This window comes from Intestinirhabdus alba (assembly GCF_009711095.1).
GTDB classification, from domain to species: domain Bacteria; phylum Pseudomonadota; class Gammaproteobacteria; order Enterobacterales; family Enterobacteriaceae; genus Intestinirhabdus; species Intestinirhabdus alba.
In genome coordinates this window covers 83831-105837 of sequence record NZ_WMJZ01000017.1, presented here as the reverse complement: position 1 = coordinate 105837, position 22007 = coordinate 83831, and the positions used below count along the sequence as shown (strand labels likewise).

The 22007-nt window shown below is 60.2% G+C and carries 18 protein-coding genes; 9 read left to right on the top strand and 9 right to left on the bottom strand.

Features of this window, described 5'->3' with window-relative positions; translation table 11 throughout:
- The first annotated feature begins 315 nt into the window (after nt 1–315).
- Both GJV78_RS13395 and GJV78_RS13390 read left to right on the top strand, forming a co-directional pair.
- Entirely contained in the window at nt 316–1620 is a 1305-nt protein-coding gene (locus GJV78_RS13395) for an NAD(P)/FAD-dependent oxidoreductase (protein WP_155108834.1), read from the top strand.
- Nucleotides 1621–1796: 176 nt separating this feature from the next.
- Nucleotides 1797–2336, top strand: coding sequence for a glycine zipper 2TM domain-containing protein (locus GJV78_RS13390; RefSeq protein WP_167519565.1), 540 nt, complete (start codon nt 1797–1799; stop codon nt 2334–2336).
- A gap of 124 nt (nt 2337–2460) precedes the next feature.
- Here the strand turns inward: GJV78_RS13390 and mfd are convergent, their stop codons facing one another.
- Nucleotides 2461–5907 (bottom strand): transcription-repair coupling factor, encoded by a 3447-nt coding sequence (mfd, locus tag GJV78_RS13385; RefSeq protein ID WP_155108833.1) that lies wholly within the window; start codon nt 5905–5907, stop codon nt 2461–2463.
- Between the two features lie 292 nt (nt 5908–6199).
- On the opposite strand from mfd, the gene lolC reads away from it, so the two are divergent.
- The 6 genes from lolC to GJV78_RS23940 all read left to right on the top strand — a co-directional run bounded on the left by lolC (nt 6200) and on the right by GJV78_RS23940 (nt 11425).
- The gene (gene lolC, locus GJV78_RS13380) at nt 6200–7399 is read left to right on the top strand and encodes a lipoprotein-releasing ABC transporter permease subunit LolC (RefSeq protein WP_155108832.1); all 1200 of its coding nucleotides are present in this window, start codon (nt 6200–6202) and stop codon (nt 7397–7399) included.
- A complete protein-coding gene (gene lolD, locus GJV78_RS13375) occupies nt 7392–8093 on the top strand; it encodes a lipoprotein-releasing ABC transporter ATP-binding protein LolD (RefSeq protein ID WP_155108831.1) in 702 nt (233 codons plus the stop codon). The genes lolC and lolD overlap by 8 nt, the downstream gene beginning before the upstream one ends.
- On the top strand, nt 8093–9337 hold the full coding sequence (lolE, locus tag GJV78_RS13370; RefSeq protein WP_155108830.1) for a lipoprotein-releasing ABC transporter permease subunit LolE: 1245 nt from the start codon (nt 8093–8095) through the stop codon (nt 9335–9337). The genes lolD and lolE overlap by 1 nt, the downstream gene beginning before the upstream one ends.
- Before the next feature lie 144 nt (nt 9338–9481).
- Nucleotides 9482–10393 carry an N-acetylglucosamine kinase gene (gene nagK / locus GJV78_RS13365; RefSeq protein WP_155108840.1) on the top strand — a complete coding sequence of 304 codons (912 nt, stop codon included), beginning with the start codon at nt 9482–9484 and terminating at the stop codon, nt 10391–10393.
- 18 nt (nt 10394–10411) lie between these two features.
- A complete protein-coding gene (cobB, locus tag GJV78_RS13360) occupies nt 10412–11233 on the top strand; it encodes a Sir2 family NAD+-dependent deacetylase (protein ID WP_155108829.1) in 822 nt (273 codons plus the stop codon).
- Nucleotides 11234–11293: 60 nt separating this feature from the next.
- Nucleotides 11294–11425 carry a hypothetical protein gene (locus GJV78_RS23940; protein WP_269140482.1) on the top strand — a complete coding sequence of 44 codons (132 nt, stop codon included), beginning with the start codon at nt 11294–11296 and terminating at the stop codon, nt 11423–11425.
- 19 nt (nt 11426–11444) lie between these two features.
- Here GJV78_RS23940 and potD read toward each other — a convergent pair whose 3' ends face one another.
- The 4 genes from potD to potA are packed head-to-tail and all read right to left on the bottom strand — an operon-like array spanning nt 11445 to nt 15265.
- On the bottom strand, nt 11445–12488 hold the full coding sequence (gene potD, locus GJV78_RS13355) for a spermidine/putrescine ABC transporter substrate-binding protein PotD (protein ID WP_155108828.1): 1044 nt from the start codon (nt 12486–12488) through the stop codon (nt 11445–11447).
- Nucleotides 12489–12511: 23 nt separating this feature from the next.
- Nucleotides 12512–13291 carry a spermidine/putrescine ABC transporter permease PotC gene (gene potC / locus GJV78_RS13350; RefSeq protein WP_155108827.1) on the bottom strand — a complete coding sequence of 260 codons (780 nt, stop codon included), beginning with the start codon at nt 13289–13291 and terminating at the stop codon, nt 12512–12514.
- Nucleotides 13288–14145, bottom strand: a complete 858-nt coding sequence (potB, locus tag GJV78_RS13345) for a spermidine/putrescine ABC transporter permease PotB (RefSeq protein ID WP_155108826.1) — start codon at nt 14143–14145, stop codon at nt 13288–13290. Before potB ends, potC begins: the two co-directional genes overlap by 4 nt.
- Nucleotides 14129–15265, bottom strand: coding sequence for a spermidine/putrescine ABC transporter ATP-binding protein PotA (gene potA, locus GJV78_RS13340; protein ID WP_155108825.1), 1137 nt, complete (start codon nt 15263–15265; stop codon nt 14129–14131). Before potA ends, potB begins: the two co-directional genes overlap by 17 nt.
- A 254-nt stretch (nt 15266–15519) precedes the next feature.
- Between potA and pepT the strand changes: the two genes are divergently transcribed.
- Nucleotides 15520–16767 carry a peptidase T gene (gene pepT, locus GJV78_RS13335; RefSeq protein WP_155108824.1) on the top strand — a complete coding sequence of 416 codons (1248 nt, stop codon included), beginning with the start codon at nt 15520–15522 and terminating at the stop codon, nt 16765–16767.
- 51 nt (nt 16768–16818) lie between these two features.
- On the opposite strand, the gene GJV78_RS13330 is transcribed toward pepT, so the two are convergent.
- The 4 genes from GJV78_RS13330 to purB all read right to left on the bottom strand — a co-directional run bounded on the left by GJV78_RS13330 (nt 16819) and on the right by purB (nt 22007).
- On the bottom strand, nt 16819–17946 hold the full coding sequence (locus GJV78_RS13330; protein ID WP_155108823.1) for a ribosomal protein uL16 3-hydroxylase: 1128 nt from the start codon (nt 17944–17946) through the stop codon (nt 16819–16821).
- Between the two features lie 237 nt (nt 17947–18183).
- On the bottom strand, nt 18184–19680 hold the full coding sequence (gene phoQ / locus GJV78_RS13325) for a two-component system sensor histidine kinase PhoQ (protein ID WP_155108822.1): 1497 nt from the start codon (nt 19678–19680) through the stop codon (nt 18184–18186).
- Nucleotides 19677–20351, bottom strand: a complete 675-nt coding sequence (gene phoP, locus GJV78_RS13320; protein WP_155108821.1) for a two-component system response regulator PhoP — start codon at nt 20349–20351, stop codon at nt 19677–19679. Before phoP ends, phoQ begins: the two co-directional genes overlap by 4 nt.
- A gap of 285 nt (nt 20352–20636) precedes the next feature.
- Nucleotides 20637–22007, bottom strand: a complete 1371-nt coding sequence (purB, locus tag GJV78_RS13315; protein WP_155108820.1) for an adenylosuccinate lyase — start codon at nt 22005–22007, stop codon at nt 20637–20639.

Below are 22007 nucleotides of genomic sequence, written 5' to 3'. Positions count from 1 at the left end.
GCTGCGTTTTGTCCTGCAACTCGAATTATTTAGGGTATATGCCTGTCTTTATTTATAGGGAACCGTCGGGCCTTCGGTTTTTTTGTGCGCCAGCCCGCAGAAGAAAAGCGCCGCGACCTATCTGCTGGCGTCATAACGCCGTCGTTTATCTTTTCAACAAGCTAACTTGATGTACATCAATTTTGGTATGACCAATGCACCGTTCATGCTATCCTCAGTAGCGATGAACATTTTCATTATCGTAACCTGCTGTTAGGTAAGGGCTACACTGGTAACCATTACCTAACAATTGGTTAATATTTTTAAGGGGGCAGGATGACTACGCCATTGAGAAAGATCGTGATTGTCGGCGGCGGTGCCGGCGGACTGGAGATGGCCACGCAGCTGGGCCACCGGCTGGGACGCAAAAAGAGGGCCAAAATCATCCTGATCGACAGGAATCACAGCCACCTGTGGAAGCCGCTGCTGCACGAGGTGGCGACCGGATCGCTGGATGAGGGAGTGGATGCCCTAAGCTATCTGGCCCACGCGCGCAACCACGGCTTCGAGTTCCAACTGGGTTCGGTAATGGATATCGATCGTGACGCGAAAACCCTGACCGTTGCCGAACTGCGCGACGAGAAGGGCGAGCTGCTGGTGCCGGAGCGGAAAATCGCCTGGGACACGCTGGTCATGGCGCTGGGCAGCACCTCCAACGACTTTAATACGCCGGGGGTAAAGGAGCACTGCATTTTCCTTGATAACCCGAACCAGGCGCGCCGCTTCCATCAGGAGATGCTGAACCTGTTCCTGAAATACTCCGCCAATCCGGGGAGCAACGGCCGGGTGAATATCGCCATCGTCGGCGGCGGGGCGACGGGCGTGGAGCTTTCCGCCGAGCTGCATAACGCGGTAAAACAGCTGCACAGCTACGGCTATAAAGGGCTGACCAACGACGCGCTGAACGTGACGCTGGTGGAGGCGGGCGAGCGCATTCTGCCCGCGCTGCCGCCGCGGATCTCCGGCGCGGCCCACGACGAGCTGAGCAAGCTGGGCGTGCGGGTGCTGACCGGAACAATGGTCACCAGCGCCGACGCGGGCGGTCTGCATACCAAAGAGGGCGAGTATATTAATGCGGATCTGATGGTCTGGGCGGCGGGCATCAAGGCACCGGACTTTATGAAGGAGATCGGCGGCCTGGAAACCAACCGCATTAACCAACTGGTGGTGGAGCCGACGCTGCAGACCACCCGCGATGCGGACGTTTACGCCATCGGCGACTGCGCCTCCTGCCCGCGCCCGGAAGGGGGCTTTGTGCCGCCGCGCGCCCAGGCGGCGCATCAGATGGCCTCCTGCGCGGCCAGCAATATCCTGGCGCAGATGAAGGGCAAGCCGCTGAAAGCTTACCGCTATAAGGATCATGGGTCGCTGGTGTCGCTGTCGGAGTTCACCACCGTCGGCAGCCTGATGGGGAACCTGACGCGCGGCTCAATGATGATTGAGGGGCGTATTGCGCGCTTCGTCTATATTTCGCTCTACCGTATGCACCAGATCGCGCTGCACGGCTACGTTAAAACCGGGCTGATAATGCTGGTGAGCAGCATCAACCGCGCGATCCGTCCGCGCCTGAAGCTGCACTGATTGCGGCGCTCCGGGCGGCGCGTGAACGTCGCCCGGAGGCCGCCGCTTCGTTCGCTCGGAGTTCTCTGAAACCTGCCCCTTTGCCATCCGGCCTGGCCTTTTTCATCCCTGTTCTGATTGGCTGCATTGGGCCTGTCCTGGAGAATGAGACGGAACAGTCAGAAGGAGGTGCTCCCGTGAATAAATCCATGTTGGCGGGTATAGGGATCGGCGTTGCCGCCGCGCTGGGCGTGGCGGCGGTAGCCGGTCTCGATGTTTTTGACCGCAGCCCCCGCTATGCGCAGGTGGTGTCCGCAACCCCGATAAAAGAGACCATCAAAACCCCACGCCAGGTGTGCCGCAACGTCACGGTAACTCACCGTAAGCCGGTGCAGGATGAGAACCGAATTGCCGGTTCGGTGCTGGGCGCGGTGGCGGGTGGCGTGATTGGCCACCAGTTTGGCGGCGGCCGGGGTAAAGATGTGGCGACCGTCGTCGGGGCGCTGGGCGGCGGCTATGCCGGCAACCAGATCCAGGGCGCGGTGCAGGAAAACGATACTTATACCTCCACCCAGCGGCGCTGCTCGACGGTTTATGATAAGTCGAAGAAAATGATCGGCTATGACGTTACTTATCGCATTGGCGACCGACAGGGGAAAATCCGTATGGATAACGATCCCGGCACGCAAATTCCTCTCGACAGCAATGGTCAGCTGATCCTCAACAACCCGACGTAACGCACCCGGGCGGCGGTAAAACAACGATCGTCGGCAGGAATGTCGCGGTGCCCCGCGATGATAAAAAAGCCCCCGCCGGATTTATCCGGCGGGGGCTTTTGCCCTCTGAAACAAACCACCGCGGCTACGGCCGGGCGTTCTCCTCCAGCCGGGCCATAAACTGGCGCACCCAGTCCATACGCATTTTCCGCTCGCCCAGATCCTGAATAAACTTCAGGCGGGTCGGGCCGTCGAGGCGGAAGTGCTGCGGCTGCTTTTGCAGCAGGCCAATCAGCCAGCTCGGATCGACGTGATTCTTCTCGGCAAACTCAATGGTGCCGCCTTTCTCGTTACCTTCGAGCTTTTTGATCCCCAACGCCTGGGCCTGCTGGCGCAGCCGGGCAATATCCAGCAGGTTGCGGGCGGGATCGGGAAGCAGGCCGAAGCGGTCGATCAGCTCCACCTTGATCTCCTCCAGTTCGCTGTCGTTCTTCGCGCTGGCGATGCGTTTATAGAACGACAGGCGGGTGTTGACGTCGGGAATAAAGTCGTCCGGCAGCAGGGAGGGCACCCGCAGCTCCACCTCGGTCTGCTGGCTGGTAAGATCCTCCAGCGACGGCTCGCGCCCGGCCTTCAGGGCGTCGACGGCGTTCTCCAGCAGCTCCATATACAGCGAGAAGCCGATGCTCTCCATCTGCCCGCTCTGATCTTCGCCGAGCAGCTCGCCGGCCCCGCGGATCTCCAGATCGTGGGTCGCCAGCGCAAAGCCTGCGCCGAGATCTTCCAGCGAGGCGATGGCCTCAAGGCGCTTCTGGGCGTCGGTGGTCATCGCCTTCGGATGCGGCGTCAGCAGCCAGGCGTAGGCCTGATGGTGCGAACGGCCGACGCGGCCGCGCAGCTGGTGCAGCTGCGCCAGCCCGAAGCGATCCGCGCGTTCGATGATGATGGTATTGGCGGTGGGAATATCGATCCCGGTTTCGATAATGGTGGTGCAGACCAGCACGTTAAAGCGCTGATGGTGGAAATCGTTCATCACCCGCTCAAGCTCGCGCTCGCGCATCTGGCCGTGGCCGATGGCGATGCGCGCCTCCGGCACCAGCGCCGCCAGCCGGTCCGCCGCTTTCTGGATATTTTCCACGTCGTTATAAAGATAATAAACCTGGCCGCCGCGCAGCGTTTCACGCAGGATCGCCTCGCGCACCACCAGGTCGTCATACTCACGAACGAAGGTTTTTACCGCCAGACGGCGGGCGGGGGGAGTGGCGATAATCGACAGATCGCGCATTCCGCTCATCGCCATATTGAGCGTGCGGGGGATCGGCGTGGCGGTGAGCGTCAGGATATCGACGTCGGCGCGCATCGCCTTAATGCGCTCTTTATGCCGCACCCCGAAGCGGTGCTCTTCATCGACGATCAGCAGCCCCAGGTCCCGTAGCTTCACGTCGCTTTGCAACAGCTTATGGGTGCCGATCAGAATGTCGATCTTCCCTTCGGCCGCCTGTTCCAGGATCTGCGCCTGCTCTTTGGCGCTGCGGAAGCGGGAGAGCATTTCGATGCGCACCGGCCAGTTGGCGAAACGGTCGCGGAAGTTGTCAAAATGCTGCTGCGCCAGCAGGGTGGTTGGCACCAGTACCGCCACCTGCTTATGGTTTTCTACCGCAAGGAAGGCGGCGCGCATCGCCACTTCGGTTTTACCGAAGCCGACGTCGCCGCACACCAGACGATCCATCGCCAGCGGCTGGCACATATCGCTGAGCACCGCGCTGATGGCCTGCGCCTGATCCGGCGTGGTCTCAAAGGGGAAGCTGTCGCAGAACAGCTGATACTGTTCCCGGTCGTGCTTAAAGGCAAAGCCCTCTTTCGCCGCGCGCTGGGCGTAGATGTCCAGCAGCTCCGCCGCCACGTCGCGAACCTTTTCCGCCGCCTTCTGACGGGCGCGGGTCCAGGTGTCGCTGCCGAGCTTGTGCAGCGGCGCGTTCTCCTCCGCCCCGCCGGCGTAGCGGCTGATCAGATGCAGCGACGAGACCGGCACGTACAGCTTCGCGTCGTTGGCGTAGGTGAGCATCAGGTATTCGCCCTTGATGCCGCCGGCTTCCAGGGTGGTCATGCCCGCATAGCGGCCCACCCCGTGCTCCAGATGCACCACCGGCTGGCCCGGGTGCAGCTCCGCCAGATTGCGGATCAAGGTATCCGGATTGATGGTACGCCGGGACTCCTGGCGACGACGGGCCACGCGCTCCCCCAGCAGATCGCTTTCGCAAATCAGCGCCAGGCCGCGGCGGCCGTCGATAAAGCCATGCTCCGCAGCGCCAATCATCAGATAGCGGCCCGAACCGGCGGCCTCCTCAAGGCGCAGAATACGCTTTGGCGCGATCTTAATGCGCGCCAGCAGCTCGTTGAGCGTCTCGCGCCGGCCCTCGCTTTCGACGGAGAACACCACCGGACCGTCGAAGGATTCCAGGAACCTGCGCAGGGCGTCCAGCGGTGATTTTTGCTGCGCCTGTACCGCCAGATCCGGCAGCGCGGCGAAGCCCAGATTATGGTTGGTGGCTTTTTCCGGCAGACGATCGCTTTTTAGCTGCACCCGCGGCCAGCGTTTGAATTCGCTAAACAGTTCATCCACCCGCAGCCACAGCGCCTCCGGCGGCAGCAGCGGGCGCATCGGATCGACGCCCCGGTTTTCGTAGCGAGCCTGCGTATCGGCCTGGAAGCGCTCTGCGCTGGCCTGCGGGTCGCCGGTATTCACCAGCAGGGTATTGGCCGGGAAGTAGCTGAACAGCGGCGGCAGCGGCTCGCTGAAAAACAGCGGCTGCCAGTATTCGATCCCGGCGGGCAGGGTGCCCTTGCTGACCTGCTGGTAGATATGCTCGGCGTCGCGCTTGACCTCAAAGGTATCCCGCCACCGGCTGCGGAACAGCTCAATCGCCGCCTTGTCGGTGGGGAATTCGTGGGCGGGCAGCAGATTGATCGTCGTCACCTCTTCCAGCGTGCGCTGCGTATCCGCGTCAAACAGGCGCAGGCTGTCGATCTCGTCATCAAAGAAGTCGAGGCGGTAGGGTTGGGGGCTGCCCATCGGGAAGAGATCCAGCAGCGCGCCGCGGGTGGCATATTCGCCGTGCGCCATGACCTGATCGACATGGCGATAGCCCGCGCCGTCCAGCTGCGCGCGCAGGGCGTCGCGCGACAGGCGCTGGCCTTTTTTCATCACCAGCGCGTGGCCGTGCAGATAGCTGTGCGGACAGACGCGCTGCATCAGGGTACTGACCGGCACAATCAGCACCCCGCGCTGCATCGACGGCAGCTGATAGAGGGTGGAAAGGCGCGAAGAGATAATTTCCTGGTGCGGCGAGAAGCTGTCGTAGGGGAGCGTTTCCCAGTCGGCAAGGCTGATGACCATCTGGTCGGTAAACTGGCGAATCTCGTCGTGCAGGCGCAGGGCGTTTTGCATATCGGGGGCAATCAACACCACCGGGCCAGGATGACGTTCGGCGATTTCCGCCACCAGCGTCGCGCAGGCCGCGCCGGTAAGCTCCCCCAACTGGAGCCGATCGCCAGCCTTGACCGGCAGCGGATAACGATGTTGTTCAGGCATTCTGTTGTCAGTGTCTCTTGAAAGTTTACGTCATGTCATAAGGACGCTTAGCGAACGGGCAATGCTCTTTATTATCCTTGATCGTTATCCATTAGCAAATCGAATCGGCCGGCAAGAGAGGTTTCGCGACGGCGACCGCTTTTAACACAGAGGTGTACGTTAGGCGGGCAGGGCTGGGGCGCGATGCGGCGCTTTCGGCTCGCCGCTGATGAACACTGACGGTTCAGTGATTTACCCATCCCGCTTTCGCTTATATACTCGTGACTTTGCTAACGGCAACCGAACGGATTTCATGTATCAACCTGTCGCTCTATTCATTGGCCTGCGCTACATGCGCGGGCGCGCAGCCGATCGCTTTGGCCGCTTCGTCTCCTGGCTCTCCACCATCGGCATTACCCTCGGGGTGATGGCGCTGGTAACGGTCCTGTCGGTGATGAACGGCTTTGAGCGCGAACTGCAGAACAACATCCTTGGCCTGATGCCCCAGGCGCTTCTCTCTTCTGAGCGCGGTTCCCTTAACCCTCAACAGGTGCCGGAACGGGCGGCGGCGCTGAGCGGCGTTACCCGCGTTGCGCCGCTGACCACCGGTGACGTGGTGCTGCAGAGCGCGCGCAGCGTGGCGGTAGGGGTCATGCTGGGCATCGATCCGGCGCAGGCCGATCCGCTGACGCCTTACCTGGTCAACGTGCAGCAGGCCGACCTTGAGCCGGGCCGCTATAACGTCATTCTCGGTGAGCAGCTGGCCGGTCAGCTGGGGGTAAAGCGCGACGATCGGATCCGCGTGATGGTGCCCTCCGCCAGCCAGTTCACGCCGATGGGGCGGGTGCCGAGCCAGCGTCTGTTTACGGTGATCGGCACTTTCGCCGCCAACAGTGAAGTCGACGGCTACCAGATGCTGACCAACATTCAGGACGCCTCGCGGCTGATGCGCTACCCGGCGGGTAACATCACCGGCTGGCGTCTGTGGCTGAGCGAACCGCTGAAGGTCGACACCCTCAGCCAGCAGACGCTGCCGACGGGGACGAAATGGCAGGACTGGCGTGACCGTAAGGGCGAGCTGTTCCAGGCCGTGCGGATGGAAAAAAACATGATGGGGCTGTTATTGAGCCTGATCGTGGCGGTTGCGGCATTCAATATTATTACCTCGCTGGGGCTGATGGTGATGGAGAAGCAGGGCGAAGTCGCGATTCTGCAGACGCTGGGGCTGACGCCGCGGCAGATTATGCTGGTCTTCATGGTGCAGGGGGCCAGCGCCGGGGTTATCGGTGCGCTGCTGGGGGCGGCGCTGGGTGCGCTGCTTGCCAGTCAGCTGAATAACCTGATGCCAATCGTCGGCGCGCTGCTCGACGGCGCGGCGCTGCCGGTGGCCATTGAGCCGCTGCAGGTATGTATTATTGCGCTGGTCGCGATGGCCATCGCGCTGCTCTCCACGCTGTATCCTTCATGGCGCGCCGCCGCCACCCAACCCGCTGAGGCTTTACGTTATGAATAAGATCCTGTTGCAGTGCGACAACCTGTGCAAACGCTACCAGGAAGGCAGCGTGCAGACCGATGTGCTGCACAACGTGAGCTTCAGCGTCGACGAGGGGGAGATGATGGCCATCGTCGGCAGCTCCGGCTCGGGCAAGAGCACGCTGCTGCACCTGCTGGGTGGCCTCGACACCCCCACCTCCGGCGAGGTTATCTTCAGCGGCCAGCCGCTGAGTAAGCTCTCATCGAACGCCAGGGCCGAGCTGCGCAATCAGAATCTCGGTTTTATCTATCAATTTCACCATCTGCTGCCGGACTTTTCGGCGCTGGAAAATGTGGCGATGCCGCTGCTGATTGGCCGCAAAAAGACGGCGGAAATCACCGCCCGCGCGCGCGACATGCTGCGGGCGGTGGGGCTGGATCATCGGGCGAGCCATCGTCCTTCCGAGCTTTCCGGCGGCGAGCGCCAGCGGGTGGCGATAGCCCGGGCGCTGGTGAACAATCCGCGGCTGGTGCTGGCGGATGAACCAACCGGCAACCTCGACGCGCGCAACGCCGACAGCATTTTTCAGCTTCTGGGTGAGCTTAACCGCGCCCAGGGCACCGCGTTTCTGGTGGTCACCCACGACCTGCAGCTGGCGAAGCGGATGCGTCGCCAGCTGGAGATGCGCGACGGGCGACTGACGGCGGAGCTGAGCCTGATGGGGGCGGAATAATGGCCTCGCCTTTATCGTTATTGATCGGCCTGCGCTTCAGCCGTGGGAGACGACGCGGCGGTATGGTATCGCTGATCTCGGTGATCTCCACCGTCGGCATCGCGCTGGGGGTGGCGGTGCTGATCGTTGGCTTAAGCGCGATGAACGGCTTTGAGCGTGAGCTGAATAACCGCATTCTGGCGGTGGTGCCGCACGGCGAAATCGAGGCCGTAAACCAGCCGTGGAACAACTGGCGCGAAGCGCTGGAGAAAGTGCGGAAGGTGCCCGGCATCGTGGCGGCAGCGCCCTACATCAATTTTACTGGCCTGGTGGAGAACGGGGCCAACCTGCGCGCTATCCAGGTCAAAGGGGTCGATCCCGCCCAGGAGCAGCGGCTGAGCGCGCTGCCGTCGTTTGTGCAGAACCACGCCTGGGATAGCTTCAGGGCCGGGGAGCAGCAGGCGATCCTCGGCAAGGGCGTCGCCGACGCGCTGAAGGTAAAGCAGGGCGACTGGGTGTCGATTATGATCCCGAACGCCAGTGCCGATCGCAAGCTGCAGCAGCCGAAGCGCGTGCGGCTGCACGTGACGGGTATTCTGCAGCTGAGCGGCCAGCTCGATCACAGCTTCGCTATGATCCCCATCGAGGATGCCCGGCAGTATCTGGAGATGGGCTCCAGCGTTTCCGGCATTGCGCTGAAGGTGAACGACGTCTTTAACGCCAACCGGCTGGTGCGGGCCGCGGGAGAGGAGGCCAACAGCTATGTCTATATCAAGAGCTGGATTAACACCTACGGCTATATGTATCGGGATATTCAGATGATTCGCGCCATTATGTATCTGGCGATGGTGCTGGTGATCGGCGTCGCCTGCTTTAATATCGTTTCCACATTAGTGATGGCGGTAAAAGACAAGAGCGGGGATATTGCGGTATTAAGAACCCTGGGTGCTAAAGATGGCTTGATTCGTGCCATTTTCGTCTGGTACGGCCTGTTGGCCGGGCTGTTTGGCAGCCTGTGTGGGGTGGTCATCGGGGTGGTGGTTTCGCTGCAGCTGACGCCGATTATGGAGGGCGTTGAGAGGCTTATCGGCCACCGCTTCCTCTCCGGTGACATCTATTTTATTGATTTTCTGCCATCGGAATTACATTGGCTGGACGTTATTTATGTACTGGTCACGGCATTAGTGCTGAGTCTGTTAGCCAGTTGGTATCCGGCGCGTCGCGCCAGCAACATCGACCCTGCGAGGGTGCTCAGCGGCCAGTAGCTGCAAGGTCTATACCCAAACTCATTCAGGAGCGCCGTACCGGAGAAGGTCGAAACCGATCTTAACGGCGAGCGGTCATGGCACCGCCCTGCGGCTCGTGCGGAGGCGGCCTGGGGAGGACGGGTATAATAATAAGGAGCAATGATGTATTACGGACTTGATATTGGCGGAACCAAAATTGCGCTGGGCGTTTTTGACGGTGAGCGACGCCTGCAGTGGCAAACGCGGGTGCCGACCCCACGCGACGACTACGAGGCGTTTTTAGAGGCCGTTTGCGGGCTGGTTGCGCAGGCGGATCGTCGGTTTGGCGTTCACGGCTCGGTGGGCATCGGCGTGCCCGGTATTCCGGAAACGGCGGACGGCACGCTGTATGCGGCCAACCTTCCCGCCGCCAGCGGCCGTCCGCTGCGCGCCGATCTCTGCGCGCGTCTCGAACGGGAAGTGCGTCTCGACAACGATGCCACCTGCTTTGCGCTTTCCGAAGCCTGGGACGATGAGTTCAGGCAGTATCCGCTGGTGATGGGGCTGATTCTCGGCACCGGCGTGGGCGGCGGGCTGGTGCTCAACGGTCGGCCCGTCGCCGGGCGCAGCTCGGTGACCGGCGAGTTCGGCCATACGCGGCTGCCGGTGGATGCCCTGACCCTGATGGGGTTTGATTTTCCGCTGCGCCGCTGCGGATGCGGCCAACTGGGCTGCATTGAAAATTATCTCTCCGGCGGCGGGTTTGCCTGGCTCTGGCAGCATGACTACCATCAGCCGCTGCAGGCCCGGGAGATCTTTGCCCGCTGGGAGCAGGGGGATAAGAAGGCCCGGGCGCACGTGGAGCGCTATCTGGACTTGCTGGCGGTCTGTCTTGGGAATATCCTGACGATCGTCGGTCCCGATCTCGTGGCGATCGGCGGCGGGCTGTCAAACTTTGCCCCCCTTGCCGCCGGGCTTTCAGAGCGCCTGCCGCGTTACCTGCTGCCGGCGGCCCGCGTGCCGCGCATTGAGCGAGCGCGCCACGGCGACGCCGGTGGGATGCGCGGCGCTGCCTTCTTACATCTAACCGATTAAGCAAGCAAAAGAGGTGTTATGCAGTCGCGTCAGGGTCATCGGTTAAGCCGTTTTCGTAAAAATAAGCGCCTTTTGCGCCAGCGACTGCGTCAGCGGATCTTTTTCAGAGACAGAGTGGTGCCGGAAGTTATGGAAAAACCAAGAGTGTTAGTTCTAACGGGCGCAGGGATTTCAGCGGAATCAGGTATTCGCACTTTCCGCGCCGCCGATGGCCTCTGGGAGGAGCATCGGGTCGAAGACGTGGCCACCCCGGAAGGTTTTGCGCGTAACCCGCAGCTGGTACAGACCTTCTATAACGCCCGCCGCCGTCAGCTGCGGCAGCCAGATATTCAGCCCAATGCGGCACATATCGCGCTGGCAGAGCTTGAAGCGGCCCTCGGCGAACATTTTTTACTGGTCACGCAGAATATTGACGACCTGCATGAGCGTGCGGGCAGCCGGAACGTCATCCATATGCACGGCGAGCTGCTGAAGGTGCGCTGTACTCAGAGCGGCCAGGTTGTGGAGTGGACCGGTGACGTAACGCCGGAAGACAAATGCCACTGCTGCCAGTTCCCCGCGCCGCTGCGCCCGCACGTCGTCTGGTTTGGCGAGATGCCGCTGGGAATGGATGAAATATACATGGCGCTGGCGATGGCGGATATCTTTGTCGCTATCGGCACCTCGGGTCACGTCTATCCGGCCGCCGGCTTTGTGCACGAGGCGAAGCTGCACGGGGCGCATACGATCGAGCTGAACCTGGAGCCGAGCCACGTCGGAAGCGAATTCGCCGAGAAGCACTACGGGCCGGCAAGCCAGGCGGTGCCGGAGTTTGTCGAGAAGCTGCTGAAGGAGCTGTAAGGCGCGGCGGAAAAAGAGCGCGAAAAGTGCCTGTGGCCGGCGCTTTGTTGGCCGCGGGCTTTGCGTCTTTTCCGCGTTGATAGCCTGCTGGTGACGGCGCGCGGCAGCGATATTCTCGCCGCGGTGAAAGGCATCCCGGTCGGCCATCGTCCGGGTAACCTGAAGGGCGGGCAGAGAACAAGCGGAGCCTGACGCTCCGCCGCTAAGTGCGTTACCGGCCTGCTTTCAGCTTCTGAAAATAGGCTTCGTAGATCGCGCTGGCCGCGCCGACGTCGTTCTGCCACTCGCCCTTGCTGATGGTTTCCGCGTCGGGATAGAGAGACTTATCGTTGGCGACCTCCGGGCTTAACAGCTTACGCGCCGCGAGGTTGGGCGTGGGATAGCCGATGGTTTCCGCCACTTCCCTCGCCACCTCCGGGCGCAGCAGGAAGTCGATCAGCTTCAGCGCGGCCGCTTTATTTTTGGCGTTTGCCGGTATCGCCAGGCTGTCCATCCAGAAAATGCCGCCCTCTTCAGGCCAGACGATCTCCAGCGGCGTGCCCGCCTGACGCGCCACGAACGCCGAGCCGTTCCACACCATTCCCAGATTGACCTCGCCTTCCATATACGGGTTGGCCGGGTTGTCGGAGTTAAACGCCGCCACGTTGGGCATCAGCTTCTTCAGCTCGTTATAAGCGGCCTCGATCTCTTTGGGATCGGTGGTGTTGCCGGAGTAGCCCAGCTTGCGCAGCGCCACCTGGAATACTTCGCGCGCGTCGTCGGTCAGCAGCAGGCTGCCCCTGAACTCTGGCTTCCACAGGTCGGCCCAGCGGGTGACGCTGTGCGGATCGAGCGCCTCGCCGTTAACGCCGATGGCCGTGGCCCCCCAGATATAGGGAATAGAATAGTCATTGTTCGGGTCAAACGGCTTGTTGAGCATCTCCGGATCGAGGTTATTAAAATGGGGAAGCTGTGACTTGTCGATCTTCTGGAGCATCCCCTCTTTACGCATTTTATCGACGTAGTAGGTGGAGGGCACCACCAGGTCATAGGCGCCGTCCTTGTAGGTTTTCAGCTTGGCGTACATGGTTTCGTTCGACTCATAGGTCGAATAGATAACCTTGATGCCGGTCTCTTTGGTGAATTGCTCCAGCAGTCCCGGCGGCACGTACTCGGTCCAGTTGTAGAAGTAGAGCGTGTTGTCGTCGGCGTGAGCAGCGCTGATACCCAGCGCCAGCGCGCCTGCCGCAAGCAGGCGGCGTGACCATTTTTTCATTTAACGTCCCCTGAGTTTTGACCTTAGCGGCCTTTGGTTTTATCACGAGCAATAAGCTGGCTGGCTATCACCATCGCCAGCGACAGCACCAGCAGAATGGTGGCCAGCGCGTTGACTTCCGGCGAGACGCCGACCTTAACCATCGAGTAAATCTTCAGCGGCAGAATTTCATAGCCCGGCCCGGTGACGAACGACGATACCACCACGTCGTCCATCGACAGGGTAAAGCTTAGCAGCCAGCTTGCCGCCACCGCCGGCATCGCCAGCGGCAGGATGATTTTGCGCAGGATGGTCACCTCGCCGGCCCCCAGATCCTTTGCCGCCTCAAGCATCCGCACATCGAAGCCCTTCAGGCGCGAGTAGACCGTCACCACCACGAAGGGCAGGCAGAAGGTGATGTGTGAGAACAGCAGCGACCAGAACCCCAGCTGAATGCCGAGCAGCATAAACAGCACCAGCAGGGAGATGGCCATCACGATGTCCGGCGACATCATGACCACAAACAGCATTCCGCTGACGAACGGCTTGCCGCGAAAGCGGTAGCGGTAGAGCGCCACTGCGGTCAGCGAGCCAATCAGGGTGGCGAAGGTCGCCGAGAAAATCGCCATCGTCAGCGAGTGCCGGGCCGCCTGCAGCAGGCTGTCGTTGTTCATCAGCAGAGCGTACCATTTGCCGGTGAACCCCTGCCAGCTGATGCCGAAACGCGAGCTGTTAAAGGAGTTCACGATCAGGATAATGATGGGAATATAGAGATACGCATAGATGGCGGTCATAAAGCCGCCGCGCAGGAGTCGACCGATCATTCCAGTTCCACCTTCTTGTTCAGCAGCCGGGAGGCGCGCCAGTAAAACAGCAGCATCAGCCCCATCACGATGGTCAGCGTGATGCTGGTGGCGGCACCAAATGGCCAGTCGCGAATGTTCAGGAACTGCACCTTAATGACGTTGCCAATCAGCAGGTTTTTGGCCCCGCCCATCAGGTCGGAGACGTAAAACAGCCCCATCGCGGGCAGCATCACCAGCAGGCAGCCGGCGACGATGCCCGGCATCGTCAGCGGGATGATAATGCGGATAAAGGTCTGCAGCCTGCCGGCCCCCAGATCGCGCGCCGCCTCCAGCAGCGGCTTGTCCAGCTTTTCAATGCTGGACCACAGCGGCATTACCATAAACGGCAGCAGGATATAAACCAGGCCGATAATCACCGCCGTCGGGGTGTACATAATGCGCACCGGCGCGTCAATCACCCCCAGCCACAGCAGGAACTCGTTGAGATAGCCCCGGGTGCTGAGAAACATTTTCAGCCCGTAGATGCGGATCAGCGAGTTGGTCCAGAAGGGCACGATCAGCAGAAACAGCAGCAGCGGCCGCACCTTTGCGGGCAGTTTTGCCAGAAACCAGGCGAACGGATAGCCGAGCCCCAGGCAGACGAGGGTGGCGATCAGCGCCATATTAAGCGAGTGCAGCAGCACTTTCAGATAGAGCGGATCGATCAGGCGCGCGTAGTTGTCCAGCGTAAAGACCATTTTGACAAAGCTGGCGTCGTCGCGGGTCAAAAAGCTGGTGACGAAGATCATCAGGTTGGGCAGGAAGACAAACAGCACAAGCCAGCCGACGATGGTGACGATCACCGCATTCTGCAGTTTACTTGTGTTCTTCATCAGCCAGTACGACCTCCCAGCTTTCCACCCAGTTAATGGCCATCTTCTGGTTGAGAGAGTGGTCGAAGTCGGGATCGTCTTCGTTAAAGAACTCGCTGACCATCACCATCTTGCCATTTTCCAGCTCCACCACCGACTCCAGAGTCATGCCTTTGTAGTTGCGTTCGCGCACGTAGCCGATCAGCCCTTCAATGGGGCTGTCGTCGTTGATCTCATCCACGCGCAGATCCTCCGGGCGCAGCAGCACGTTAAGCCGCTGCCCCGTCTCGACGGCGAAGTTGACGTAGATATTGCATTCGCGGCCCTCAACGTTGGCGCGCACGCGCTGCGCGTCCAGCCGCTCGATAACGGTGGCGGTAAAGCGGTTGATTTCCCCGATAAAACCGGCGACAAACAGGTTTTTCGGCTCCTCGTAGATTTCGCGCGGGGTGCCGTCCTGCTCGATTCGTCCGTCGCGCATCACCACGATGCGGTCGGACATGGTCAGCGCCTCTTCCTGATCGTGAGTGACGAACACGAAGGTAATGCCGAGCTTACGCTGCAGCGCCTTCAGCTCGTTCTGCATCTGCTTACGCAGCTTGTAATCCAGCGCCGAGAGCGATTCGTCGAGCAGCAGCAGGCGCGGCTTATTCACGACCGCCCTGGCGATGGCCACGCGCTGCTGCTGTCCGCCGGAGAGCTGATGCGGCTTGCGCCGGGCAAACGCCTCCAGCTGCACCATGCGCAGCGCCTCGGTGACGCGGGGGGCGATCTCGGCCGCAGGGGTTTTCTGCATCCGCAGGCCGAAGGCGACGTTCTCAAAGACGGTCATGTGGGGAAACAGCGCATAGCTCTGAAAGACGGTGTTTACATAGCGGTGCTCCGCCGGAACGTGGGTGATATCCTGGTTATCCAGGACGATCCGGCCGGCGTCGACGCTCTCCAGCCCGGCAATCAGGCGCAGTACGGTGGTTTTGCCGCAGCCGGAAGGGCCGAGCAGCGTCAGGAATTCGCCGTTATTTATCGTCAGATCGAGGGCGGAAATGACCTCTTTGCCATCGAAACTCTTGCTAATTCCCGATAAAAGCACCAGCGGTGAAAGCGAATGCGGTTGTTTATTCAATTTTTTACTCTGTCCCATGTCGACGCACCGGATGGCTAACCGGCGCGGGGGTTGTGGTTAACCACCTTAGCAGCCTGAATTGGTAATGAGGGCGCACATTCTACGGCAAACGGCCGGAATCGCCAATCCTTGTTGCGAATTAGCGGGTTGGCCCTATAGTCAGAAGGGCAGGAGGAGAAATATTCTTATTTGCAGGGATAAAAGTGACCTGACGCAATATTTAACTTTAATAGCTTACTGATAATGTTGACTCGAAAAGCGAGGGTGACTGCATGGATAAATTATTAGCGCGATTTCTACAGTATGTTTCGCTGGATACCCAATCAAAGGTCGGAGTGAGGCAGGTTCCCAGCACGGAAGGCCAGTGGAAATTATTACACCTGCTCAAAGATCAGCTTGAAGAGATGGAGCTGTCCAACGTGACCTTAAGCGAAAAGGGCACGCTGATGGCGACGCTTCCGGCCAATATTCCTGGCGATATTCCTGCCATTGGTTTTATTTCCCATGTGGATACCTCGCCGGATTTCAGCGGTAAAAACGTAAACCCGCAAATCGTCGAAAACTATCGCGGCGGCGATATCGCGCTGGGCATTGGTGATGAGGTGCTCTCGCCGGTGATGTTCCCGGTGCTGCATCAGCTGCTGGGGCAGACGTTGATTACCACCGACGGCAAAACGCTGCTTGGGGCGGACGATAAGGCCGGCATTGCGGAAATCATGACCGCCCTGGCGGTACTGAAAGCGAAAAATATTCCCCACGGCGATATCCGCGTCGCCTTTACCCCGGATGAAGAGGTGGGTAAAGGGGCGAAGCACTTTGACGTCGCGGCCTTTGACGCACGCTGGGCCTATACCGTTGACGGCGGCGGGGTCGGCGAGCTGGAGTTTGAAAACTTTAACGCCGCCTCGGTGAATATCAGGATCGTCGGCAATAATGTTCATCCCGGCACCGCGAAAGGGGTGATGGTCAACGCCCTGTCGCTGGCGGCGCGCATCCACGCCGAGGTGCCGGCGGAGGAAAGCCCGGAAAAGACCAGCGGCTATGAAGGGTTCTATCACCTGGCGAGCATAAAGGGCAGCGTCGATCGGGCCGACATGCACTACATCATTCGCGACTTCGATCGGAAGCAGTTCGAAGCGCGCAAGCGTAAAATGATGGAGATCGCCAAAAAGGTGGGTAAGGGGCTGCATCCGGATTGCTACATCGAACTGGCTATCGAAGACAGCTACTACAATATGCGTGAAAAGGTCGTGGAGCATCCGCACATTGTGGATATTGCCCGCCAGGCGATGGATGACTGCGGCATTAAACCGGACATGAAGCCGATTCGCGGCGGCACCGACGGTGCCCAGCTGTCGTTTATGGGGCTACCGTGCCCGAATTTGTTCACCGGCGGCTATAACTATCACGGCAAACATGAATTTGTGACCCTTGAAGGGATGGAAAAGGCGGTGCAGGTGATTGTGCGGATCGCGGAGCTGACGGCGAAGCAGCCGATCCCCACGCCGTCGGGCCGATAAAGCGTGCCGGATAACGCGACGCTGGCCGCGTTATCCGGCGTTTAAGGGCCGCTATGCCTCTTCTTTAAAGAACCAGTATCCGCTGTTGATAAGCGCGGCCAGCGTCGCAAGAAACGACGGGTCCTCCAGCGCGTCGCCAAAGCTCCCGGCGGTCAGCGTAATATGGTCGGCAAGCGCGTTCAGCGCCGGGCGGTGCGGAGAGTCAATTTTCTCACCGTTGGCATACACCTCATCGCCAATGCGCAGCACCCGCAGCCCGCCGAGGCGAACCAGTGTCTCGCCCCGCTTCAGGGCGTCAAAGATCTCATCCGGCTGCCAGGGCGGCTCCGGCGGGGCGATATCCAGCTCGTGGCGGGACTGAGAGATAAATTCCCCGAACCACTGCTGAAAATGCGCCGGCTGGTTAATCAGCCCCAGCATCATTTCGCGCAGCCTGTCCATCTCCTGCGGCAGCACATCGGCAGGATGGGCGCGGGGCGGTAAATCCGGATCGCTGTACCAGGTGCTGCCCAGCTCGCGCTGCAGAACGTAATCGGCGAAGCCGCTGATAAGCTCGCGGGAGTTGGGGGCGCGAAAGCCCACCGAGTAGTTCATGGCGTTTTCCAGCGCATAGCCTTCGTGAGGGAAGCCCGGCGGAATATAGAGAATATCGCCCGGCTCCAGCTCCTCATCAATAATGGCCTCGAACGGGTCCACCTGCAGCAGATCCGGGTGCGGACAGTGCTGCCGCATCTTCAGCTTCTCACCGACCCGCCAGCGGCGGCGACCGCTGCCCTGAATGATAAACACGTCATACTGATCCAGATGCGGGCCTACGCCGCCGCCGGGCACGGAAAAAGAAACCATCAGATCGTCGATCCGCCAGTCCGGCAGGGCGCGGAACGGGCGCATCAGGGCGGCGGCCGGCTCGTGCCAGTGATTGACGGCCTGCACCAGCAGGGACCAGCAGGTTTCGCCGAGATGATCGTAGCTCTCGAAAGGGCCATGGCTGACCTGCCAGCGGCCATCCTGATGGCTGACGAGACGGCTGTCGACTTCGCTTTCCATCGCCAGCCCCGCCAGCTCGTCAGGCGAGAGTGGGTCAATAAAGTGGGCGAAGCCGCGCTTCAGCACCACCGGGCGTTTTTGCCAGTGGCGAGCAAGGAAGTCGGGCCAGTTGAGCGTTAATTGGTATTCCATATTGGGTATCCGCAGGCTGGTGGTTGTCACCGAGTATATACCCGTTATGCTTCAGGTTGCATGTGCGTTGGTTTTATTCGGCCCTGGGGTCTCACCCCTTCGGGGCCAGCCCTGAGGCTGTTCAAAACGCGCTGCGTTTTGTCCTGCAACTCGAATTATTTAGGGTATCCACCTTATCTTGCGGGCTGCTGCGCTGTCGTGTACCTGACCTCGGCGGCGGGGCGATACCGCGAAGGCTTAATGGTGTGCGTCTATCACGCGCGACGACGCCCGCTCCTCTTTCTGCCCCGGATGCTGGCGTCCAAAGGTGACCTCCATGCGCGCGCCGCCGAGCAGGCTGTCGCTGGCGACGATCCTGCCGTCGTATTGCTCGACGATTTCGCGTACCACCGCCAGGCCGACCCCCTGGCCCGGGCGCAGGGTATCAATGCGCTGGCCGCGATCGAAGATCATGTCGCGCTTGCTCTGCGGAATGCCAGGCCCGTCGTCTTCCACCACGATATGCAAAAATTCCTCGCACTGCCGGGCATGAACTTCGACGAACTCAAGGCAGTATTTACAGGCGTTATCCAGCACGTTGCCCATCGCTTCGATAAAGTCGTTCTGTTCGCCGACGAAGCTGATTTCGGGGGAGATATCAAGGCTGATAGTGACCCCTTTGCGCTGGTAGACTTTGTTAAGCGCCGAGGTGAGCTTATCCAGCAGCGGCGCAACCGGGTGCAGTTCGCGGCTCTGTAGTACGCCGCTGCCGCGTATGCTGGCGCGGTGCAGGTAGTAGCCAATCTGCTGGGAAATACGGCCGATCTGCTCCAGCATAACCGGCTCGGCCTCGTCGAGGCTGGTCTTCTCGCTGCGCAGTGAGCGCAAGGTGCTCTGCAGCACCGCCAGCGGCGTCTTCAGGCTGTGGGTGAGATCGGTAAGGGTGGTGCGGTATTTGTCGTAACGCTCGCGCTCGCTTTTCAGCAGGCGGTTCAGGTTACGCACCAGGCTTATCAGCTCGCGGGTGGTTTCCGGGTTAAGCCGCTCGCGGTGGTGCTCCTCCAGTTCCCGTACCTCGCGGGCCAGCGCTTCGATAGGGCGCAGGCTCCACCACGCGGCCACCCACAGCAGGGGGATCACCAGCAGCAGGTTCGCCGCCAGCACATAGAAGAACCAGCTCCAGACCATATAGGAGTGCTTCAGCTCAATGGGGATGGTATCGACAACCACGACGATCAGCTGCGGCATCCGCGCGGTTGCCGGATAGATATTGACCGCCACCGAGTGGGTCATCTCCGCATCGTCGTCTTCTTCCCGCACCGCTTTAAGCCGCTCCTGCAGAGAGTGATCTTCCCTGATCAGCATACTGGTACTGTTCACATCGGCTTCAATTTCATGAAAGCCGTTGCTTCTCAGCCACTCCGGATCGATCGCATTGCGCAGCCAGGGAATGTCGCGCTGCGCCCACAAAAGCTTGCCGTGCTCGTTATAAATAAACGAGATGGCGGGGCTTTGCCTGTCGAGATTTTCCGGAAGCTCCACGTGGAGCTGATTGTTTTCCCACTTCGCCAGGGTGTAAAACAGGCTACTTTCCCCGCGCAGCAGGCGAAAGGTGGTCTTGTCAAAACTGACGCTGTAGCCCACCAGGGCGACGATGCCGTAGGCCAGCGAAAGCACCAGCACCACCCCCGCCGTCGCCAGCAGAAAGCGTAGCCGCAGCGATAGCGGAAAAAAATGACGCAGCAGTTTCTTCATTGGCGCAGCTCGAACAGATAGCCCTGGCCGCGCACGGTAGCGATGGCTTCATGGGGGTACTGCGCCTGGATTTTTTTGCGCAGACGCCCCATCAGCACGTCGATAGTATGGCTTTCGCGCAGCTCGGCGTCGGGGTAGAGCTGCAGCATCAGCGAATCTTTGCTGACCACTTTGCCGTTATTGCGGATCAGCGTTTCGATAATGGTGTATTCAAAGGCGGTGAGCCGGATAGTCTCATTATTGACGGACAGCTCGCGGCGGGAGAGATCGATCTGAAACGGCGGAATCGATATGACCTGAGACGCCAGACCGCTGCTGCGGCGCAGCAGCGCCTGCATCCGCGCCATGACCTCTTCAATATGAAATGGCTTGGTCACGTAGTCATCGGCCCCGGCGCTGAGCACTTCCACCTTGTCCTGCCAGCCTTCCCGGGCGGTCAGCACCAGCACCGGCAGCACAACGTCGTTGCCGCGCCAGCGGCGGATCAGGGAGAGGCCATCTTCGTCCGGAAGGCCCAAATCGACAATCGCCACGTCCGGCAGATGCTCGTTAAGATAATAATCCGCCTCTCTGGCGTCTTCGGCCGCGTCCACCTGGTGACCGGCGTCCTGCAGCTGAACCTTCAGGTGGTGGCGCAGCAGCGCATTGTCTTCAACAACCAGTACGCGCATCTTTTTACTCTCCCCAATTAGCGGTGCCTCGTCACACCTCATGCTGCAGGCGCTGGCCTGTCTTTGCCACAACCCCGGCCCTGCCGGCGTGCCGCCGTTGACAAACCCGTCGGCCGCGCGCTGCATGAAGGCGTATTATGGCAAGGTGTCCTGCAGCCCGAATGCGATACGCCACGGAAGTAGCGTATCGCTGATTATGTTGATTAAAGGATAAACCGTTATTAAACCGAAAGAGAAGAAGAGGCGGCAGTCAGGAACGCCGGACGATTTATCCGGCCTCCTGTATTACTTCAGCTCATCAACCATCGTCACGGCCCGGCCAAGATAGTTGGCCGGCGTCAGGGCCTTGAGCCGCGTTTTCTCATGCTCCGGCAGGGCCAGGCCATCGATAAACCGCTGCATACCTTCGGCGTCAACGCGCTTGCCGCGGGTCAGCTCTTTCAGCTTTTCATACGGCTTTTCAATGCCGTAACGACGCATCACGGTCTGGATCGGCTCGGCCAGTACCTCCCAGTTGTGATCCAGCTCGTCCAGCAGACGATCGCGGTTCACCTCCAGCTTACTGACGCCCTTCAGGGTAGACTGATAAGCGATCAGCGCATAGCCGATGCCGACGCCAAGGTTGCGCAGAACCGTGGAGTCGGTCAGGTCGCGCTGCCAGCGGGAGACCGGCAGCTTGCTTGCCAGGTGCTGCAGCACGGCGTTGGACAGCCCCAGGTTGCCCTCGGAGTTTTCAAAGTCGATGGGGTTAACCTTGTGCGGCATGGTGGAGGAGCCGATTTCACCGGCGATGGTTTTCTGCTTAAAGTGGTTCAGCGCGATATAGCCCCAGACGTCGCGGTCGAAGTCGATCAGAATGGTGTTAAAGCGGGCGATGCAGTCAAACAGCTCGGCGATATAGTCGTGCGGCTCAATCTGGGTGGTGTAGGGATTCCACTGAATGCCCAGTGAGGTGACGAACGCTTCGCTGAACTGATGCCAGTCTACCTCCGGATAGGCGGCAATGTGGGCGTTATAGTTGCCGACGGCACCGTTGATTTTACCGAGGATCTCCACCTGGTTGAGCTGACGGTACTGGCGCTCCATGCGGTAGGCGACGTTGGCCATCTCTTTACCGATGGTGGACGGCGTCGCCGGCTGGCCGTGGGTGCGGGAGAGCAGCGGAATATCGCGATACGCCACGGCGAGCGCCTTCACGGCGTCGATCAGCTGACGCCAGTAAGGCAGAATCACCTCGTCGCGGGCGGTTTTCAGCATCAGCGCGTGGGACAGATTATTAATATCCTCAGAGGTGCAGGCAAAGTGGATAAATTCAGATACGGCGTGCAGCGCCGGAATATCCGCCACTTTCTCTTTCAGGAAGTATTCAACGGCCTTGACGTCGTGGTTGGTGGTGCGCTCGATGGTTTTGATGCGCGCGGCGTCTTCTTCACTGAAGTTGGCTACGATGGCGTCAAGGAAACCGTTTGCGTCGGCAGCAAAAGCAGGAACTTCCTTAATCGCCGCGTGCGCGGCCAGTTTTTGCAGCCAGCGTACTTCTACCTGTACGCGGAATTTCAGCAGGCCGAATTCGCTGAAAATCCCGCGCAGCGCGCTGACTTTATCGCCGTAGCGTCCATCAACAGGGGAAACGGCGGTCAGTGAGGATAATTCCAT

Bases quoted from the DNA above. Each gene is read 5' to 3' on its own strand.
- mfd (WP_155108833.1), bottom strand. From the start codon at position 5,907: ATGCCTGAACAACATCGTTATCCGCTGCCGGTCAAGGCTGGCGATCGG.
- potA (WP_155108825.1), bottom strand. From the start codon at position 15,265: ATGGGACAGAGTAAAAAATTGAATAAACAACCGCATTCGCTTTCACCG.
- phoP (WP_155108821.1), bottom strand. From the start codon at position 20,351: ATGCGCGTACTGGTTGTTGAAGACAATGCGCTGCTGCGCCACCACCTG.
- lolD (WP_155108831.1), top strand. From the start codon at position 7,392: ATGAATAAGATCCTGTTGCAGTGCGACAACCTGTGCAAACGCTACCAG.
- lolE (WP_155108830.1), top strand. From the start codon at position 8,093: ATGGCCTCGCCTTTATCGTTATTGATCGGCCTGCGCTTCAGCCGTGGG.
- potB (WP_155108826.1), bottom strand. From the start codon at position 14,145: ATGAAGAACACAAGTAAACTGCAGAATGCGGTGATCGTCACCATCGTC.
- pepT (WP_155108824.1), top strand. From the start codon at position 15,520: ATGGATAAATTATTAGCGCGATTTCTACAGTATGTTTCGCTGGATACC.
- GJV78_RS13395 (WP_155108834.1), top strand. From the start codon at position 316: ATGACTACGCCATTGAGAAAGATCGTGATTGTCGGCGGCGGTGCCGGC.
- GJV78_RS13330 (WP_155108823.1), bottom strand. From the start codon at position 17,946: ATGGAATACCAATTAACGCTCAACTGGCCCGACTTCCTTGCTCGCCAC.
- purB (WP_155108820.1), bottom strand. From the start codon at position 22,007: ATGGAATTATCCTCACTGACCGCCGTTTCCCCTGTTGATGGACGCTAC.
- nagK (WP_155108840.1), top strand. From the start codon at position 9,482: ATGTATTACGGACTTGATATTGGCGGAACCAAAATTGCGCTGGGCGTT.
- lolC (WP_155108832.1), top strand. From the start codon at position 6,200: ATGTATCAACCTGTCGCTCTATTCATTGGCCTGCGCTACATGCGCGGG.
- cobB (WP_155108829.1), top strand. From the start codon at position 10,412: ATGCAGTCGCGTCAGGGTCATCGGTTAAGCCGTTTTCGTAAAAATAAG.
- phoQ (WP_155108822.1), bottom strand. From the start codon at position 19,680: ATGAAGAAACTGCTGCGTCATTTTTTTCCGCTATCGCTGCGGCTACGC.
- potC (WP_155108827.1), bottom strand. From the start codon at position 13,291: ATGATCGGTCGACTCCTGCGCGGCGGCTTTATGACCGCCATCTATGCG.
- potD (WP_155108828.1), bottom strand. From the start codon at position 12,488: ATGAAAAAATGGTCACGCCGCCTGCTTGCGGCAGGCGCGCTGGCGCTG.